This window comes from Pantoea sp. M_9, assembly GCF_008631385.1.
Classification (GTDB): Bacteria; Pseudomonadota; Gammaproteobacteria; order Enterobacterales; family Enterobacteriaceae; genus Pantoea; species Pantoea eucrina.
The window spans coordinates 22,983-39,958 of record NZ_VWUF01000001.1; the positions used below are offsets into that span (position 1 = coordinate 22,983).

The following is a 16,976-nucleotide window of genomic DNA, read 5'->3' on the forward strand; positions in this document are numbered from 1 at the left end:
GGGGATTGCTTTCATTACTGAGAAAGGAGAAGAGGGCTATGGCAGCCAGTCGCACTGAAAAAGATTCAATGGGTCCTGTTGATGTGCCGGCAGATAAACTCTGGGGCGCACAGACGCAACGCTCGCTGGAGCATTTTCGCATCTCAACCGAGAAAATGCCGGTTGAGCTGGTCCGCGCCCTGGCGCAGACCAAGCGGGCAGCGGCAGAGGTTAACCGCGATCTGCAGCTGCTGCCGGACGATCGCGCGACAGCAATTATCCGCGCGGCGGATGAAGTACTGGCAAACCAGCACGCCGATCATTTTCCGCTGGCAATCTGGCAGACCGGCTCCGGCACGCAGACCAATATGAATATGAATGAAGTACTGGCTAACCGCGCGAGCGAGATCCTCGGCGGCGAGCGCGGTATGGCGCGGCTGGTGCACCCTAATGATGATGTCAACAAAAGCCAGAGCTCTAACGACGTTTTTCCTACCGCTATGCACGTGGCGGCCGTTACGGCACTGCGCGAGCAGCTCATTCCGCAGCTGAAGGTGCTGAAAAGCACGCTGGCCGGTAAAGCGGATGCATTCAGCGATATTGTGAAAATTGGCCGTACGCACCTGCAGGATGCCACGCCGCTGACGCTGGGGCAGGAGATCTCAGGCTGGGTGGCGATGCTGGAGCATAATCTGAAGCACGTTGAAAACAGCATTCCCCATCTGACTGAGCTGGCGCTGGGCGGCACCGCCGTAGGCACCGGCCTGAATACGCATCCTGAATATGCCGTCCGCGTGGCGCAGGCGCTGGCCGCGCTGACCGGTCAGCCATTTATCACCGCACCCAACAAATTTGAAGCGCTGGCGACCTGCGATGCGCTGGTACACGCGCACGGTGCGCTGAAAGGTCTGGCGGCGTCGCTGATGAAAATTGCCAACGACGTTCGCTGGCTCTCATCCGGCCCGCGCTGCGGCATCGGCGAAATCAGCATCCCGGAAAATGAGCCGGGCAGCTCCATTATGCCGGGCAAAGTCAATCCGACCCAGTGCGAGGCGATGACCATGCTCTGCTGTCAGGTGCTGGGTAACGACGTAGCGATCAATATGGGCGGTGCATCCGGCAACTTTGAGCTGAACGTATTCCGGCCTATGGTCATCCATAACTTCCTGCAGTCGGTACGGCTGCTGGCCGACGGCATGGACAGCTTTAATCACCACTGCGCAACCGGTATTGAGCCGGTGCGGGAGCGTATTGATCAGCTGCTCAATGAGTCGCTGATGCTGGTGACCGCGCTGAACACGCACATTGGCTATGACAAAGCGGCCGAAATTGCTAAAAAGGCCCATAAAGAAGGGCTGACGCTTAAGGCGGCCGCGCTGCAGCTCGGTTATCTCGATGAGGCGCAGTTTGATGCCTGGGTGCGCCCGGAAGAGATGGTTGGCAGCATGAAAGCGTAATCCTGCAGGTGGCGGCCGTTTCGTCAGGCGAGGCGGTCGCTCCAGAGGTGCAGGCGCGGGATGATCAGATGCAGCGGCTGTGCCAGCGGTTTATAGCGGTGGGCGATATTCTCTGCATCATAATCCAGCAGTTCGCCCAGTACCGGCACCTGCGTTTTGTCACGGCACAGTACCAGCAGCGGAGAGGGGCAGGCCAGCTGCGTCTGTTTCTTCTCGCTGGCGCGCCAGACGCGGGCAATTGGCTGCACTTTGACCGGCCGCTTGATTTTCAGCTTTGCGCCTGCGGGCAGCGATCGCACCAGCTCCAGCTCCAGCTGAACTTTTTCTGCCCACTGCTCGCGCGTCCAGGGCGCCTGAGCGCGATTCGCTTTCAGGCTGCGTTCCAGCTGCTCAATAACGGCTTCCCGCGTCAGATTTTTAATGATGTTTTTGTTTGCCCAGCCAAAGCGCAGCGTATCCGGCGCATTGAGCAGGGGCACGCTGCGGTAGGCGTTCAGCGTAATCAGCCCGCGCAGATGCTGATGCACAAATTCAAAGCGGGCTTCGCTCGGCAAGCCGGACTCCACGGTGATGAGCTGCTCCAGCCGCTGTTTGAGCGCGTTGATTTCGCTGACCTGCTGCGTGATCTGCTCAGCGGCCTGCTCGTCCGCCTCAATACAGATTGCACCCGGCAGCCGCACGGCCGCTTTGGTACTGATCTTTTCTGACTGATGCTGCATAAACAGCCGGCAGTAGTGGGTGAGGGCCATCTCGCGCGCGCTTTTGCCCAGGTGCTGCGTCACCGCTATTTTATCAATCTCATCATGTTCGTGACCTTTTTCAATGGCCGGCAGGCTGAACACGCGCGCCACCAGCAGCGGCTGCTGTTCAATGCTGGTGCGCAGCGCACCAAGGCGCTGTTCCAGCGTATTAACGCACTCATGTAAGTCAGCGACTAAATCGTAGCGAGCCATACTCTCCTCCTTTGTTACAACATCCTTAATGTACCTGTGCGTACACCGCTGACAAGCCTCTATTTTAGTTACAACAAACTTATAAAATTCAGTTTTTGCCGGGATCAGGCCACGGAGATCAACACTGGCCTGACAGGAAGAGAGTTCAGCCTGCAGAATATCCATGTTATAACAACGCTTTACCTGATACGGAAAGCGCCCGTGCACTATCATTCAAAACCCGCGATACCCGCTGTTATTACGCTGGGTGCGGTCCAGATCCTTTCATGGGGTGGGTCGTTCTACCTGATGGCAGTGATGGCCGCGCCGATTATTGCTGAAACCGGCTGGTCTCAGCAGTGGGTTTATGGAGCGCTGTCGCTCGGTATCCTGGTCTCGGGCTTGCTGGCGCCACTCAGTGGCCGACTGATCGCCCGTGGTTACGGGCCGCTGATACTGGCAGGCGGCGGTGTGGTAATGGCGTCAGGGCTGGTGGTTATGGGTCTGAGCTACCAGCCGGGCTGGTTTTTTGCCGCATGGCTGCTGATTGGCACAGGAATGGCCATGAGCCTTTACGATGCGCTGTTTGCAACGCTCGGCACGCTCTATGGCGGACAGGCGCGCAGCGCTATCACCGGCGTAACGCTGATTTCGGGCTTATGCACCACGCTGGTCTGGCCGGGAACAGCATGGCTGATTGCGCTCGCCGGCTGGCGTGATGCCTGTTTCATCATTGCTGCGCTGCTTACTCTGCTGGTCTTTCCCGCCTACCGCTATGCGCTGCCGGCGCCGGTCGCGCAAACCGGGAGCAGGGGAGGCCGGACTGGCGCAGCCTCTGATACTCTGCAGAGCGCTCTCTCGCCGCGACTTTTCTGGCTGCTGTGCGCCATTTTTACCCTCGCTTCGGTTATTATGACCGCCATCTCGGTTCAGCTTATTACGCTGCTTCAGTCCGGCGGCTATTCGCTGAGCGCAGCGCTGGCGCTGAGCGCCATTCTCGGTCCCTGTCAGATCGGATCGCGGCTTCTGGATGTGATGTTTAAGCGTAGCCATCCTATATGGACCGCTCTGTTCTCTGTGGGACTGGTGGCAGCAGGGCTGCTGCTGCTGGCGCTGTTTCCGGCAATGGCGCTGGTCGCTATGGTACTGTATGGCGCCGGAAACGGTTTGCGGGCCATCGTTCGCGGTACGCTGCCGCTGGCCGTTGTCAGACCGGAACAGTATGCCGTTATCACCGGTCGTATGGCGCGCCCGGCGCTGATCGGACAGGCGCTGACGCCGCTGGCGGGAGGCTGGCTGGCTGAGCATGCCGGCGCTGACGTGACCCTCTGGGTACTGTGCGGGCTGGCGGGTATAAACGTTGTGCTGGTGGCGCTGCTTAAGCAGCAGTTACCGGCGCAGGCGTCGTCCGTGCAAAACTAAGCAGCTTGTGCGCTAACCGGGCCGCAGATGGGGAATCCGTGCCCTGTGCGGTGGGGGTTGCTTCTAAAAAGCAACAGTGTTTGTTATATTTATTGCTCATTGTTCACTCATTGACGCGCTATAAAAACAAAAAGATAAGCCGCAACTCAGGATATTGAAATGTTAGATTATCGCTTCCCGACAGCTCTGCAGATGGTTTTAAGCGTCGCGATGGCGGAGCAACTGGGAAAACGCTCGACCAGCGCTATTCTGGCGTATGGTCTGGAGGCGAATCCCAGCTTTATTCGTAAACTGATGGTTCCGCTGACGCGCGACGGCATTATTGTTTCGACGCTGGGTCGTACCGGCTCCATTCACCTGGGCCGGCCCGCAGCGGAGATCACGCTACGCGATATCTATACGTCAGTCATTGAAGACAAAAAACTGTGGGCGTCGCGGCCGGATGTTGCGCCGCGCTGTCTGGTCAGCGCCAACCTCTGCTGGTATTTCAAATCGATTGCTCAGGAAGCGGAAGAGGCATCGCTGAAAGTGCTGGAGACGCGCACCGTGGCGGATGCGCTGAACGAACTGAAAAGCAACGATACCAGCAATTGCGAACCGCTGCCGGATGCTGAACCCGCCGGGCTCTGCCAGAAAACCCGTTGATACCGGCGCTGCATGCGCGTCCGACGGTCAGGAAGATATAAAAAAGCCCGGCTTCAGCCGGGCTTTTCCATTTGTACCGCTGTTAAAGTGACGTTGCGCTTTCCGCACGCGTGCGGCGCGTTACCAGCTTGCGCAGCGTAACGTAGAACACCGGCGTCAGGAACAGGCCAAACAGGGTCACGCCAAGCATCCCGGCAAACACGGTTATACCGGTCACACCGCGCACTTCTGCGCCAGCCCCTTCACCCAGAATCAGCGGAACCGTACCGGCGATAAAGGCAATTGAGGTCATCACAATCGGCCGCAGGCGCAGACGACACGCCTCCAGCGCGGCAGCGGTCACGCTTTTACCCTGCATCTCCAGCTCACGTGCAAACTCCACAATCAGAATGGCGTTTTTGCACGCCAGCCCCATCAGCACCACCAGCCCGACCTGGACAAACACGTTATTGTCACCGCCGGTCAGCCAGACGCCCGCCAGCGCGGAAAGCATGGTGACCGGGACAATCAGGATCACCGCCAGCGGCAGCGTCCAGCTCTCGTAGAGCGCTGCCAGTACCAGAAACGCCAGCAGGACCGCAACCGGGAAAACGATCAATGCGCTGTTGCCCTGGGTCGCCTGCTGATAGCTCAGGTCAGTCCATTCGATATTCATGCCGTTGGGCAGCCTCTGCGCTGACATCATCTCCAGCTGCGTCATCGCCTGCGCGGAAGAGAGCACGCGCGGATCGGCATCGCCAATCAGATCCGCAGCGGGATAGCCGTTATAGCGGATCACCGGATCGGGGCCGTAGGTGGTGGCGACATGCACCATGCTGCCGACCGGCACCATTTCGCCCCGGTCATTACGGGTACGCAGCAAAGTGATATCCTCAACGCTGTCACGGAAATCACCGTCCGCCTGCGCCATCACGCGCCAGGTACGGCCAAACTTATTAAAATCGTTCACGTACGCGGAGCCGAGATAGACCTGCAGCGTGGTAAAGAGATCGGGTAACGCCACGCCCTGTGCGCGGGCTTTATCGCGATCGACCTGCACATCCAGCTGCGGAACATTGGCCTGATAGGAGGAGATCGGAAACATCATGCCCGGCGTCTGCATCACGGCACCGGAGAGGGTGTTAATCGCCTCCTGCAGTGCGCCATAGCCGAGGCCACCGCGATCCTGCACATAAAGCGAATATCCCGATCCCTGGCCCAGGCCCAGAATTGGCGGTGGCATAATCGAGAAGCCAAAACCCTGCTGAATCTTAGCGATTTTTGCATTCAGCTCCGCGTTGATCTCTGCCGCGCTGCGCGTTCGTTCGCTGAACGGTTTCAGGCCAAAAAACACCGTGCCGGCGTTAGGCGTATTGGTAAACTGCAGCGCGTTCAGGCCGGGAAACGCAACCGCATAGGCGACGCCGTCAGTATGCATGCCAATCTCGCTCATCTCGCGGATCACCGCATCGGTGCGCGCCAGCGAAGCGCCTTCCGGCATTTTTACGCCGCCGATCAGATAGAGCTTATCCTGCGTGGGAATAAAACCGCCCGGCACGCTGTGAAACAGCAGGCCTGCGCCGGCAAGTAGCAGCAGATAAACCGCAAACACCGCGCCGCGCCGGCGCAGCGTGGTGCCCACCAGGGATTCATAGCCCGTTGCACTGCGCTGGAAAAAGCGGTTGAACGGGCGAAACAGCCAGCCAAGCAGGCGGTCAATCAGCCGGCCCGGCAGATCTTTAGGCGCGTCATGGGCTTTCAGCAGCTTAGCCGCCAGCGCCGGCGAGAGCGTCAGCGAGTTAATGGCGGAGATCACCGTTGAAATAGCGATGGTCACGGCAAACTGCTTATAGAACTGCCCGGTCACGCCGGAGAGAAACGCCATCGGCACAAACACCGCGCAGAGCACCAGCGCAATGGCGATAATCGGACCGGACACCTCGCGCATCGCCTGGTGCGCGGCCACCACCGGCGTCAGACCCTGTTCGATATTGCGCTCAACGTTCTCCACCACCACGATGGCGTCATCCACCACGATGCCGATAGCCAGCACCAGCCCGAAGAGGCTGAGCGTATTGAGTGAGAAACCCAGCAGCCAGAGCACGCTAAAGGTGCCAACCACGGAAACCGGTACCGCCAGCAGCGGAATAATCGACGCGCGCCAGGTCTGGAGAAACAGGATCACAACCAGGACAACCAGCGCAATGGCTTCAAACAGCGTCTGCACCACGGCGTGAATTGAGTCGCGGACAAACACCGTGGGATCGTAAGGTGCAGCCCATTGCACATCCTCCGGGAAGCGCGTGGCCAGCTCGTTCATTTTGGCCCGCACCGCGTCGGAGAGATCGATAGCGTTCGCGCCTGGCGCCTGGAAAATACCGATGCCGACCGCATCCTTGTTATTCAGCTGAGAGCGCAGGGCGTAGCTGCCGGAGCCCATTTCAATACGCGCCACGTCGCGCAGCCGGACCAGAGAGCCGTCAGTCGTGCTTTTCAGGATGATGTCACCAAACTGCTCTTCGCTCTCCAGCAGACCCTGGGTATTGATAGAGAGCAGGAAATCGCTGGCTTTGCGGGTCGGTTCCGCGCCAAGCTGTCCGGCGGAAACCTGTACGTTCTGCTCACGCATGGCGGTCATCACCTCTGCGGCCGTCATGCCGCGCGCGGCAACTTTGTTGGGATCGAGCCAGACGCGCATCGCATACTCACCCGCGCCGAAGATCTGAATCTGGCCGACGCCGGGGAGGCGTGCCAGCTCATCTTTCACCTTCAGAGTGGCGTAGTTGCGCAGGTAGAGCGAATCATACTTGCCGTGCGGGGAGAAAAGATGCACAACCAGCGTCAGCGTGGGCGACATTTTCTGGGTGGTCAGCCCCAGCTGGCGTACCGCTTCCGGCAGACGCGCCTCAGCCTGCGCCACGCGGTTCTGCACCTGTACCTGCGCCCGATCGGGATCGGTGCCGGGGCGAAAGGTCACGGTGGTGACCAGTACGCCATCGGAGCCAGCCACCGACTTCATGTACATCATGTTTTCAACGCCGTTGATCGCCTCTTCCAGCGGGGTCGCCACAGAATCCGCGATCGCTTTTGGGTTAGCGCCGGGATATTCGGCGCGTACCTGCACGCTGGGCGGCACCACGTCCGGATATTCGCTGATTGGCAGCAGCGGGATCGCAATTAACCCGGTGGCAAAAATCAGTATCGACAGCACCGCCGCAAAAATGGGACGGTCGATAAAAAAACGAGAGAAATCCATAGAGTAGGGTCTCGGTTAAGGAGCGGGGCGCATCGCGACTGACTGAGCCTGTACCGGCATGCCGGGCATAAAGACTTTTTGCAGACCGTTTACGATCACGCGATCGCCTGGCTGCAGACCCTGCTGAACAATACGCAGTCCGCCGGAGAGATCGCCAGGCTGGATATCGCGCCGCTGCGCTTTGCCTTCGGCATCAACAATGTAGACATAGCGGCGGTCCTGATCGGTGAGAATCGCCTTATCATCAATCAGCAGCGCGGTGAAATCGGCACGACCCGGCAGCCGGACGCGGGCAAACAGCCCCGGCGTCAGTTCGCGCTGCGGGTTATCGAGCAGCGCGCGCATGCGAATGGTGCCGGTACTGGCAGTAAGCTGGTTATCCAGAAAATCCACCGTGCCGCGATGCGGATAGCCGTGTTCGCCGGTCAGGGAAACCTGCAGCGGCAGGGCGCCGCGCTGTTCGCCCTGGCGCGCCAGCTGCTGATAGTGCAGAAATGTTGCCTCATCGACATCAAACCAGACATACATCCGATCCTGGGAAACCAGTGTGGTCAGCACGCTGGCGCTGTCGCCTGCCGTGACCAGATTACCGGCGGTGATCAGCGCGCGGCTGGCGCGGCCATCAATCGGGGCGGTCACGCGGGTAAAACTCAGGTTGAGGCGGGCCATATCAACCGCCGCCTGCGCCGCCAGTACGCTTGCCTGCGCCTGCTGCGTGGCCGAACGACGCTGCTGCCAGATCTCGCGGGACACCACCTGGCTGTTGATCAGCTTATCGGTACGATCCGATTCACTGCGCGCCAGCGCCGCCTGCGTGCGCGCACCGGCGAGCTGCGCCTCAGCCTGCGCCAGCGCGGCACGGTAGCTGCGGTCATCAATGGTGAACAGCACCTGACCTTTTTTAACCTCATCGCCTTCGCGATAGTTTACCCGGTCGATATAGCCGGAAACGCGCGGGCGCAGCTGAACGCTCTCGACCGCCTCGATCCGGCCATTGAAGTTATCCCATTCGCTGACCTGCTGCCGGATCACTTGTGCCGCACTCACCTCCGGCGGCGGCGGGGCGTTTTGCGCCACGCCGCGATCGCAACCCGCCAGCAAACCTGCCAGCAGCGCCGCGCCTGCCAGGCCAATAGCCTGACGAACCCTGTCTTTTTTTCCGGACATTATTGTTATTCCACGTTGATGAAGCACGAAAGACGACGTAAAAATATGCAACTTTAACGATTGCATTAATCGGGAGGAGTGTAGGTCGCGGCGAAGTGCATCTGCAAGAATATCTGATACACTTTATGTGCGGTCTGACGGGCGCTCAGCGCAGAGAGAAAAACCCTGCTTTATGTGCGGCATTTAATGTAATAATAAAACTTGCATTAAGTGCGATAGTCAGTCACCCTTAAAGTGTAACTGCAACTGATACTGATACTGTTCGTAACGGCGACGGGAGAGAATGGGATGATGAGCGACGCATTTATGCACGATCTGATTGACTGGATCGATAACAATATCGAAGCACGGCTGGATCTTGATACCGTGGCTGACCGGGCGGGCTACTCCAAATGGCACCTGCAGCGTATGTTCAAAGAGCACACCGGTTATCCGCTGGGCGAATATATCCGGGCGAAAAAGCTGAAAAAATCAGCGGACCGGCTCACCACGACCAACGAGCCTATTCTGAACGTAGCGATTTCGCTGGGTTTTGATTCCCAGCAGTCGTTTAACCGCAGCTTTAAGCGCCAGTATGGCGTAGCGCCCGGCGCGTGGCGTCGTCACGCTTCACATGCACCCGGTGCCATGCAGTAAGTTCTCCGCCAGGGCCAGCCACGCTGGCCCGCGTCAATTTCCCGCCTGAATCTGCTATGCTGACCTCCTTTTTTCAGGGGTGTCTCAATGTCAACATTACGCTGGATCGGCCTGCTGGCGATCGTCATTGTCTGCTGGATCGCGCTGCGACCACAGCTTAGCACGCCGCCTGCCAATCCCACGGCTGGCCACGTCACGGCTTCCTCCTCTGCCACCATTGATGCGCTGACGCAGGCCGAACGCGTTGCGGACTGGCTGGTACAGCATCAGCGCCTGCCCGATTTTTACCTGACCAAAGCGGCCGCGCGCCGTCAGGGATGGGAGCCGGATAAAGGCAATCTGTGCGAGGTTCTGCCAGGGCGCGCCATCGGCGGTGACCGTTTCAGCAATCGCGAACAGCAGCTGCCGCGTCAGGCGGGACGGCAGTGGTATGAGGCGGACGTCAATTACCGCTGCGGGCGACGCGGCGCTGACCGTCTGATCTACTCCTCCGACGGGCTGATCTACCTCACGCGCGATCACTATCGCAGTTTCAGAAAGGTGCACTGAGCGTGCTGACTATACATATCGACTTCGCCACGCTGCGCGATCGCGCGGCGTTTTATCAGGCGCTGAATGCGCAGAGCGGTGCGCCTGCTGCTGCGGGCGAAAATCTGGACGCGCTGTGGGACTGGCTGACCGGCGGCATGGCGCTGCCGGCAACGCTCTGCCTGATACATGCAGAGCAGGCTGCGCAGCAGGCGGAGTTTGCGCCGGTTCTGGCGCTGCTTGAGGAGGCGGCGCAGCTGCTGGAGGGCGAGCTGCGCCTGGTCTGGCGCTGATCAGGCGTGCAGCGGCAGCAGCAGCACCGACAGCGTCTGCCGCGCGCCGGCGGGCAGATCGCTACCGCCCGTATAGCCATTATTCTCCACAATCAGCTGGTTGAGTCCGACCAGCCAGTCATAGATATAGAACGCCGTATGATTAGCGGGCGCAGCCGTCAGCCGCGTCAGGCGCTGGCCTGACGAGAAGCTGACGCTCGGCGCGGGCGGACGGGAGAAAATCGTCTGCCCCCGGTTTACGCGGCTTTCAGGCCGCTCGCTCTCCGGGCGCTGTAAAAAACCGAGCCAGGCGACAAAATCACCCAGCACCGTCATGGCGCGCGAAACCTGACGATCGGTGCGTGCTTCATGCGTGCTGCTGTCCGGCTCATTCAGCGCGCTCTGCAGCCTTGCCAGCAGCTTAAGACGAAAACTGGCCGCAATCAGCTCCTCAGTCAGCAGCTCCATGGTGGACTTGTCGACGTTCAGCAGCGCCAGCAGGCTGCGGTTCTCAGGCAGCTGACGCAGATGCGCCAGCCACAGCGTCAGAACCTGCTGCGGAAACTGCTGATCGCTGCGGACGCTCGTATGCTGCGGCTCGCCGGCGGGAGCGGGCGCGTCGCTGAACAGATCGAATTCAAAGCCGATACCAAAATAGCTTTGCTCCGCAGCGGGCTTGCCGCTGTGCGCCGCCGTTACCGCGCCGCTGCTCTGACTCAGCCAGAGCTGGCGCACGGCATCACGCGACGGCTGCAGCCGCTCCAGCAGCTCACCGTGCAGGCCGGTGCGGTGCTGCAGACATTTCAGCAGCGTATCGGCGATGGTCTGCTTACGCAGCGCCTGCTCGGGTGAGGCGCTCGCTTCTGTCCACGGCTGCAGCCGGGCCGCAACTTTCTGCTGCAGCGCGCCCGTCAGCAGCGCCAGACGGTCGCGACGCGCCTCGGGCTGCATCTCCTCCTGCAGCCAGCTGCTCATGCGATCGACGCCAGCGCGATCCTGCGCCAGCATTGAGCCCCAGCTCTGACCCGGCTGGCCGATCTGACGCTGTACCGCCTCATCAACATTGATCTGCTGCGCCTGATAGCGCGCATCGTAAGGGGTTATCGCCCAGATCAGACGCGGTTTTTCGCTGCCGCTGCTTGCGTTCTGCTGCATCTGCCATTCGCGCAGCGCGCTGGCGGCGGGATCGGCGTCGTGCCGCTGGCTGGCGGCGGTGCAGATCAGCATCAGGTCAATACCCTGGCGCGTGGCGTAAAAACCGGGCAGCAGGGCGCGCTTCTGCTCCAGCAGCTGCGCACGCAGCGGATCGCGCAGACGCAATTGTGCCTGCTCCTCCTGCAGCTGGCGATCGGGAAGCGTGCCGGGTGCAGGCAGATCCAGCATGTCCGCCTCATCATAGAGCGCCTGACGCGGCGTGGAGCTGAGCGGTATGGTCAGCTCCAGCGTCAGCAGCGCCAGCTCGCCGAGCGCGACCCGCTGTGGCTTACCGCTGCGGCTGGCTACCACCGGACAGACCTCAATCATCTCCTGCAGATCGGCGTCGTGACCAATCAGCTTTTCAGCCGGCAGCTGCGCATCATCTACCAGCAGCGAAAGCGGGGCCAGCACGCGCGGCGCGTGGCGCAGCTGCTGAAGCAGGTGCAGCAGCGGACGCAGCGTCTCGCTCAGGGCGGGCTGGCCGGGCCAGAGCAGGGCATAAAGCTGTACGCGATCATCGACGCTCAGCCAGGGCGCCAGCTCGGCGGCCTGAGGCCAGAAATGGCGATCCAGCGCTTCAGCGTGACGACGATGACGGCGGCTCCATCCCCACAGGGTGATGAGCGCGTCGCTCTCTGCGCCAGGCTGCGGCTCGTTCAGCCGGTGACGCTGCAGGCGCTGCAGCGTGGTCTCAATGGTGCGGATATCCGCGCCGTCACGCTCAATGCGGGCGCTGGCGAGCAGCAGGCGGATCAGCTCCGCTTCATTAAGCAGCGTCAGCTCAACCGGCCAGACGCCGGAGGCTGCCTCACGCTGATGACTGAAGCGCGTGGCCGCAGCGAAATCGAGATTACCGGGATTGATATGCTGAAAGTAGTTGAGCACTTTGTCACTGAGCCGGGTCATCAGCTGACCCTGCGCGTCGCCCACCATTTCACTCAGCAGCCAGGCTTTACCCGCCTGCGACTGCCCAAACAGCGCCAGCGTAACCGGGCGCGCCAGCTGCAGCGCCAGCGCCTGGCTCTCAGCGCGCGCGCGGCGCAGCTGCAGGCGCAGCGTATCCGCTTCCAGCGCCAGGCGTGGCGAGTGCGGCTGCTGGGCATCGATCCAGCCGAGCGCGCTGTCCAGCGTTTCCCGCAGCAGGCTCAGTCGCCTGGCCGGGGTGGCGGTGGTTTTTCTGGTCGTTCTCATCGTTTACAGACGCTCCCGCTGTCAATCCAGTATTGCGCGTTGGCATTGCCGCTGCCGGAAAGGGTATTGAGCTTCAGGCTCAGCTGCTCCAGCGGCACCCGCGTGCCATCATCCAGCCGCGCGTCGCTGAGGATCAGCCGCTCCGGCCCGTTATTATCCGGTCCCGGCTCTGCTGCCAGTTTAATACGCAGCACGCTTTCACCCGCAACTTTACGCGCCAGCTGCGGGTCGGTGATGCTCAGGCTGTAGAGCGGCGACGCCGGCCAGCGGTCGTTCTCCAGCTGACGAAAACCGAGGCAGACATTGCCGCGAATGCGAAAGCTGCTTTTGCGATCCAGGGCAAAACTGCTGCTGTCGAGATCGATTTCGCTGTAGCAGAGGTTATCATCGCTGAGCGTGGCATTTTCATCCAGAACGCCAAGATAGCGAATGGTGGAATAGGGCTCAAAATCACCGGCCCGGAACCAGAAGCTGCTGAGACGCAGATCGAGCGCCAGCAGGCAGAGCATCGCGCCCACCGCCGCGGTTGATTTCGGGTTATCGATGCGTCCCTGTTTATTAAACGGATACCAGTCGCTGGTGTGATACCCCTCCAGCGAGAGGATACGGCTGCCTGGCAGCGGCTGCAGATGACGCACCAGTGCCTGGATGCCGGGAAAGCGCGACGGCCGGCCGGTCAGCAGCAGAACATCACACTGATAGAGCGACACCACTTCGCACATGGCGCGCAGCGCCGGGATAATAGCCATACGGTGCTGCAGAAATTCGCCGTGCAGCTGCGCCATACTGACAACCAGCGGCACCTGCAGCAGATCAAACCGGCTCTCGCTGCCCAGCGTGCGCTGAATTTCGCCATTCACAAACGCCAGCACCGCGTCTGCCGGCTGCTGCGGCACCAGTTCGCCAAACGGGGCGTTAATTTCGCTGTGGCTGTCGAGCGGATCCCAGTTCTCATACCGCTCCAGCACCGCCTGCGCCAGCGGGATAAACAGCTGCAGGGTGACCTGCTGACGCAGCGTCGCCTGACCATCCATCCGGCTGTCGTGGCCAAACAGCTTCTGCATCAGCGGCTCGGGCAGGGTGACGCCCGCTTTTTGCAGACTCTGCTGCAGCGCCGGCAGGATCCAGAGCTGGATCACATCCAGCAGAATATCATCGCCGGCAACCTTAAAGCCTTCGCGAAACAGCAGGCGCGGCGTAATTTTCACATTATTGCCCTGACCATCATCCAGCCGGTACTGGGTGATCGCGAGGTCGGTGGTGCCACCGCCGATATCGATTGAGGCGATGCGCAGGTTTTTGCCCGGCAGCTCGTCACTCTCACGCGGGCGATCGGGACGCGCCATACTGCTGAAAAAATCTTCTGCCCGTCCGGCAAAGTTCACCTGCGTTTCATTAAACAGCCACACCATCTGGCCGCAGGTGGCTTCGTCCCACTCCATCTGCACATCCGGCAGCGGGCGCTGCGCGGATGCAGCGTCCCACCCCTCAGCCTGCCACACCAGGGCGAGCGCTTCCTGCATGCGGCGGCGAAATATCTCCCGCTCCGGCTTGGGCATCGCGGAGGGCAGCGTCAGGATCACATGCCGCAGCTGGCGCGGCGCCTGGCTCTGCGGCATGCGCTGGCGCTGTGCCACGCTGTTCATCTGCATCATCGCCTGCGCCAGCAGCTCGCAAAGCATAAAGGTCATCAGCGCGCTGCGGCTGTAGCTGGCGGAAAACACCGGCAGGCGATCTTCTTCAGCCAGCGCCCGCAGCGGTTCTCCCTCATCATTGATCATCAGCGTAAAGGGCAGCGCAATAGCCTGCGCCTCTTCGCTCTGACCGCCAGCGTTAAAGCGCCAGCCTGGCTGATAGCGCGCCTCATCCCACAGATAACGCCGCGGGCTGGAGATACCGGTGCTGCCTTCTGTGCCGGCGCGCTGCAGCGCCAGACGGCTCGCTTCGCGCCCTACGCGGGTCAGCGAGGGCCACATAAATGCGTTATCGCGCCCGCTCTGCAGCGAGAAACTCGCTTTGCCAAAGCTCGCCTCTGCGAACTCCAGCCGGCTGTCGAACAGTTCGTTATAGACGCGGTGCGGCTGTGATAAATCGCGCAGCTGCATCTCATACGTCTGACGCAGGCCGTTGCTCTCTTCCGGGTGATCTTCCACCAGAATGCCGCAGGTATGCGAGTTGCCGACATCGAGAATGAGATCCACACTGACCGCCGGAGTTTGCAGCGACGCCGCCTGAATAGCGATCTCCGCCAGGTCGAGCTGTTCGCCCAGCAGCTCCAGCAGATTGAGATAGTGCGCCTGATACTCAAACTCGCGCAGCGCCTGCGTCAGCGCCAGCTCCCCGCGCGATTCCAGCGCAACCGCCCGCTGCACAAAGGTCTCACGCAGCCAGCCGTCGACCCAGGTCAGGTCGAGAAACTCGCCCAGCTCATAGTTGTGCCACGCCAGCGCAAAACTCACGCCGTTCTGCGCGTCGGCCGCGCTCAGACCGAGCTCTTCACCGCCTTCTGCTTCCGGCACCAGCCGGGTGTCAAAGGCGAGGGTAATGCGGTGCGTATGGCCCACTGCATCCGGTTCGCTGAGCGGCGCAAGGCGGGCGCGCGCCCAGTTATCGGGACCGCCGATAAAGCGGCGACCGCTGGTGCAGCGCAGCACCGGCAGCGGCAGCCACTGATTAGCCAGCAGGGCGAGGGAGTCGGTCAGGGCGACATCTGACTCCGGGCGTACCACTTCGGCCGCGCCGCCCTCCTCCGGGTAGAGCAGGAATTTACCGTTATTGCCATCGACGTGCAGGCGCAGCAGCGGACCGTTGGCGGTCTGGCGCACAAACTGGCGGCGCGCCTGGGCGGAGGGCAGGCGCAGGCCAAAATCGAGAAACTGCACGCCGCTCGCTTCAATCAGCGTGATTTTCTGTTTGTCATCAATCAGAGGAGCCAACATGGTTACTTACTCTCACGCTTAATCGTCAACGGGAAGGCCTGCTCGGCCCCATACTGTGCGTTACAGCTGGCAATACCGTCGCCCGCTTTGCAGATCAGCTCCGGCATACGATAGCGCGACTTGTCGCTGCAGCTGGCGGTATAGCGGCTGCGCACCACCATGGTTCCGGCGCTGGTCATCGCGGCGGTGATATCCGCTTTACAGCGAATATTGTCGCCCTGACTGATCCAGGCGGTGCCTTTGCCATTGCGGATCTTATAACGCAGGCTGGGTGGTTTGCCGGTAGGCAGGTTGGTCTGCCGCAGCGTCACGCGCCAGGTGCCGTCGATAAATTTCACCGAGCCGAGGCGGGCGTCATCCGTGGTCATGATCAGATCATCCGCCTTTGCCGCCTCGGTATGTTCCGCCACAATTTCTGGCGGTGCGGCCTCCGCCGGTGCCGCGGGAGCCGCGGCCATACGCTGCGGCAGCGTCGCGGAGAGCGTCGCGGCTTTGACCAGCACGCCCGGCAGAACCGGCGCGCTGACCGGGGCGGGGGCCACGGCTGCCGTCAGGTCAGCTGCGGGCGCGGGCGTTTCGCTGTGCTGCATCCACAGCGTGACGCCCGCGGCAACTGCCGCCGCCGGCAGCAGCAGGGCGAGCGGGCGCAGGCGGGAGGGGCGACGAACCGGAGCGGGCGCTGCCGGTTCTGCTGCCGGCGGTGCCTCAGGCGGTTCCGGCTCAGACACCGCAGCGGCTTCAGGTTCGGGCTCGGGCTCAGCCACCGGTTCAGCACGCACCGGCTCCGGTATGACCGGGGGCTCAGGCTCTGCCACCAGCGCCGGCAGCGTCAGCTCCAGCGTATCGCGCAGGCAGGCAAGGGCGTCATCGCGCGTGCGTGCCAGCGGATCCACAAATCCCCAGAAGGTGATCACCGGTTTAGCGTCAACCAGATAGACATATTGCTGATCGGGAAACTGAAAGCTTTTGCTCAGCAGCGCACCAAACAGACGCAGCGCCGGCTTGTCCGCCGCGCGCGCGCGTTCGCTCAGCGCCTGCAGCGCCTGCTGGTACTGCGTCAGCAGCTCCAGCGCCCGGCGCCGCTCGCTGTCGCTGGCGGCGAGCCAGGATTTGACCTTACCCGCGTGGGGGGCATACCAGTCAAGGCGATCGCCGCTGTCGCTGGCTTGCGGAATAGCGAGACAGCCGGCGAGTGCATCCTGATGACGCAGCCGCAGCGTTTCGCGAATTTGCAGCGCGGAGATCCATACCGGCTGGCCGCTCTCACCCAGAGCCAGTACCGAATCCAGCTTGCCGCTGCGCAGAAAAGTTTTTGCCACTCGTTGGCCCTTATCGATGGAGGTCACGTGCAAAACAGCGTGTATTGATGGCGTAAA

12 protein-coding genes are annotated in these 16,976 nt (G+C 61.3%); 6 read left to right on the forward strand and 6 right to left on the reverse strand.

The features are described from left to right. Positions 1–38: 38 nt before the first annotated feature. Complete coding sequence (gene fumC / locus F3I15_RS00100; RefSeq protein ID WP_150016085.1) at positions 39–1,436, forward strand: class II fumarate hydratase; 1,398 nt, start codon at positions 39–41, stop codon at positions 1,434–1,436. A 23-nt stretch (positions 1,437–1,459) separates the two neighbouring features. Here fumC and tus read toward each other — a convergent pair whose 3' ends face one another. Further along, positions 1,460–2,389 (reverse strand): DNA replication terminus site-binding protein, encoded by a 930-nt coding sequence (tus, locus tag F3I15_RS00105; protein WP_039384232.1) that lies wholly within the window; start codon positions 2,387–2,389, stop codon positions 1,460–1,462. A gap of 201 nt (positions 2,390–2,590) precedes the next feature. Here tus and F3I15_RS00110 point away from each other — a divergent pair, with 201 nt between their 5' ends. Together F3I15_RS00110 and F3I15_RS00115 are read left to right on the forward strand one after the other, a co-directional pair. Further along, positions 2,591–3,790 carry an MFS transporter gene (locus F3I15_RS00110; protein WP_150016086.1) on the forward strand — a complete coding sequence of 400 codons (1,200 nt, stop codon included), beginning with the start codon at positions 2,591–2,593 and terminating at the stop codon, positions 3,788–3,790. Positions 3,791–3,949: 159 nt separating this feature from the next. Further along, positions 3,950–4,435, forward strand: a complete 486-nt coding sequence (locus tag F3I15_RS00115; protein ID WP_039384233.1) for an Rrf2 family transcriptional regulator — start codon at positions 3,950–3,952, stop codon at positions 4,433–4,435. Between the two features lie 82 nt (positions 4,436–4,517). On the opposite strand, the gene F3I15_RS00120 is transcribed toward F3I15_RS00115, so the two are convergent. Continuing rightward, the gene (locus F3I15_RS00120) at positions 4,518–7,670 is read right to left on the reverse strand and encodes an efflux RND transporter permease subunit (RefSeq protein WP_150016087.1); all 3,153 of its coding nucleotides are present in this window, start codon (positions 7,668–7,670) and stop codon (positions 4,518–4,520) included. 15 nt (positions 7,671–7,685) lie between these two features. Continuing rightward, positions 7,686–8,837 (reverse strand): efflux RND transporter periplasmic adaptor subunit, encoded by a 1,152-nt coding sequence (locus F3I15_RS00125; RefSeq protein ID WP_150016088.1) that lies wholly within the window; start codon positions 8,835–8,837, stop codon positions 7,686–7,688. A 288-nt stretch (positions 8,838–9,125) separates the two neighbouring features. On the opposite strand from F3I15_RS00125, the gene F3I15_RS00130 reads away from it, so the two are divergent. The 3 genes from F3I15_RS00130 (at position 9,126) to F3I15_RS00140 (ending at position 10,294) form a co-directional block, all read left to right on the forward strand. Further along, positions 9,126–9,473 carry a helix-turn-helix domain-containing protein gene (locus tag F3I15_RS00130; RefSeq protein ID WP_039384236.1) on the forward strand — a complete coding sequence of 116 codons (348 nt, stop codon included), beginning with the start codon at positions 9,126–9,128 and terminating at the stop codon, positions 9,471–9,473. Positions 9,474–9,560: 87 nt separating this feature from the next. Continuing rightward, positions 9,561–10,022 carry a ribonuclease domain-containing protein gene (locus tag F3I15_RS00135; protein ID WP_150016089.1) on the forward strand — a complete coding sequence of 154 codons (462 nt, stop codon included), beginning with the start codon at positions 9,561–9,563 and terminating at the stop codon, positions 10,020–10,022. Between the two features lie 2 nt (positions 10,023–10,024). Beyond that, positions 10,025–10,294 carry a barstar family protein gene (locus tag F3I15_RS00140; protein ID WP_150016090.1) on the forward strand — a complete coding sequence of 90 codons (270 nt, stop codon included), beginning with the start codon at positions 10,025–10,027 and terminating at the stop codon, positions 10,292–10,294. On the opposite strand, the gene F3I15_RS00145 is transcribed toward F3I15_RS00140, so the two are convergent. Genes F3I15_RS00145 through F3I15_RS00155 form a run of 3 tightly spaced genes read right to left on the reverse strand, consistent with a single transcriptional unit; the run spans position 10,295 to position 16,919 of the window. Continuing rightward, positions 10,295–12,661 carry a virulence factor SrfC family protein gene (locus tag F3I15_RS00145; RefSeq protein ID WP_150016091.1) on the reverse strand — a complete coding sequence of 789 codons (2,367 nt, stop codon included), beginning with the start codon at positions 12,659–12,661 and terminating at the stop codon, positions 10,295–10,297. Beyond that, positions 12,658–15,600 carry a virulence factor SrfB gene (locus F3I15_RS00150; protein WP_150016092.1) on the reverse strand — a complete coding sequence of 981 codons (2,943 nt, stop codon included), beginning with the start codon at positions 15,598–15,600 and terminating at the stop codon, positions 12,658–12,660. The genes F3I15_RS00145 and F3I15_RS00150 overlap by 4 nt, the downstream gene beginning before the upstream one ends. A gap of 2 nt (positions 15,601–15,602) precedes the next feature. After that, positions 15,603–16,919 (reverse strand): SrfA family protein, encoded by a 1,317-nt coding sequence (locus F3I15_RS00155; RefSeq protein ID WP_150016093.1) that lies wholly within the window; start codon positions 16,917–16,919, stop codon positions 15,603–15,605. Positions 16,920–16,976: the final 57 nt, after the last annotated feature.

Bases quoted from the DNA above. Each gene is read 5' to 3' on its own strand.
- F3I15_RS00120 (WP_150016087.1), bottom strand. From the start codon at position 7,670: ATGGATTTCTCTCGTTTTTTTATCGACCGTCCCATTTTTGCGGCGGTG.
- F3I15_RS00130 (WP_039384236.1), top strand. From the start codon at position 9,126: ATGATGAGCGACGCATTTATGCACGATCTGATTGACTGGATCGATAAC.
- F3I15_RS00150 (WP_150016092.1), bottom strand. From the start codon at position 15,600: ATGTTGGCTCCTCTGATTGATGACAAACAGAAAATCACGCTGATTGAA.
- F3I15_RS00145 (WP_150016091.1), bottom strand. From the start codon at position 12,661: ATGAGAACGACCAGAAAAACCACCGCCACCCCGGCCAGGCGACTGAGC.
- fumC (WP_150016085.1), top strand. From the start codon at position 39: ATGGCAGCCAGTCGCACTGAAAAAGATTCAATGGGTCCTGTTGATGTG.
- F3I15_RS00135 (WP_150016089.1), top strand. From the start codon at position 9,561: ATGTCAACATTACGCTGGATCGGCCTGCTGGCGATCGTCATTGTCTGC.
- tus (WP_039384232.1), bottom strand. From the start codon at position 2,389: ATGGCTCGCTACGATTTAGTCGCTGACTTACATGAGTGCGTTAATACG.
- F3I15_RS00115 (WP_039384233.1), top strand. From the start codon at position 3,950: ATGTTAGATTATCGCTTCCCGACAGCTCTGCAGATGGTTTTAAGCGTC.
- F3I15_RS00125 (WP_150016088.1), bottom strand. From the start codon at position 8,837: ATGTCCGGAAAAAAAGACAGGGTTCGTCAGGCTATTGGCCTGGCAGGC.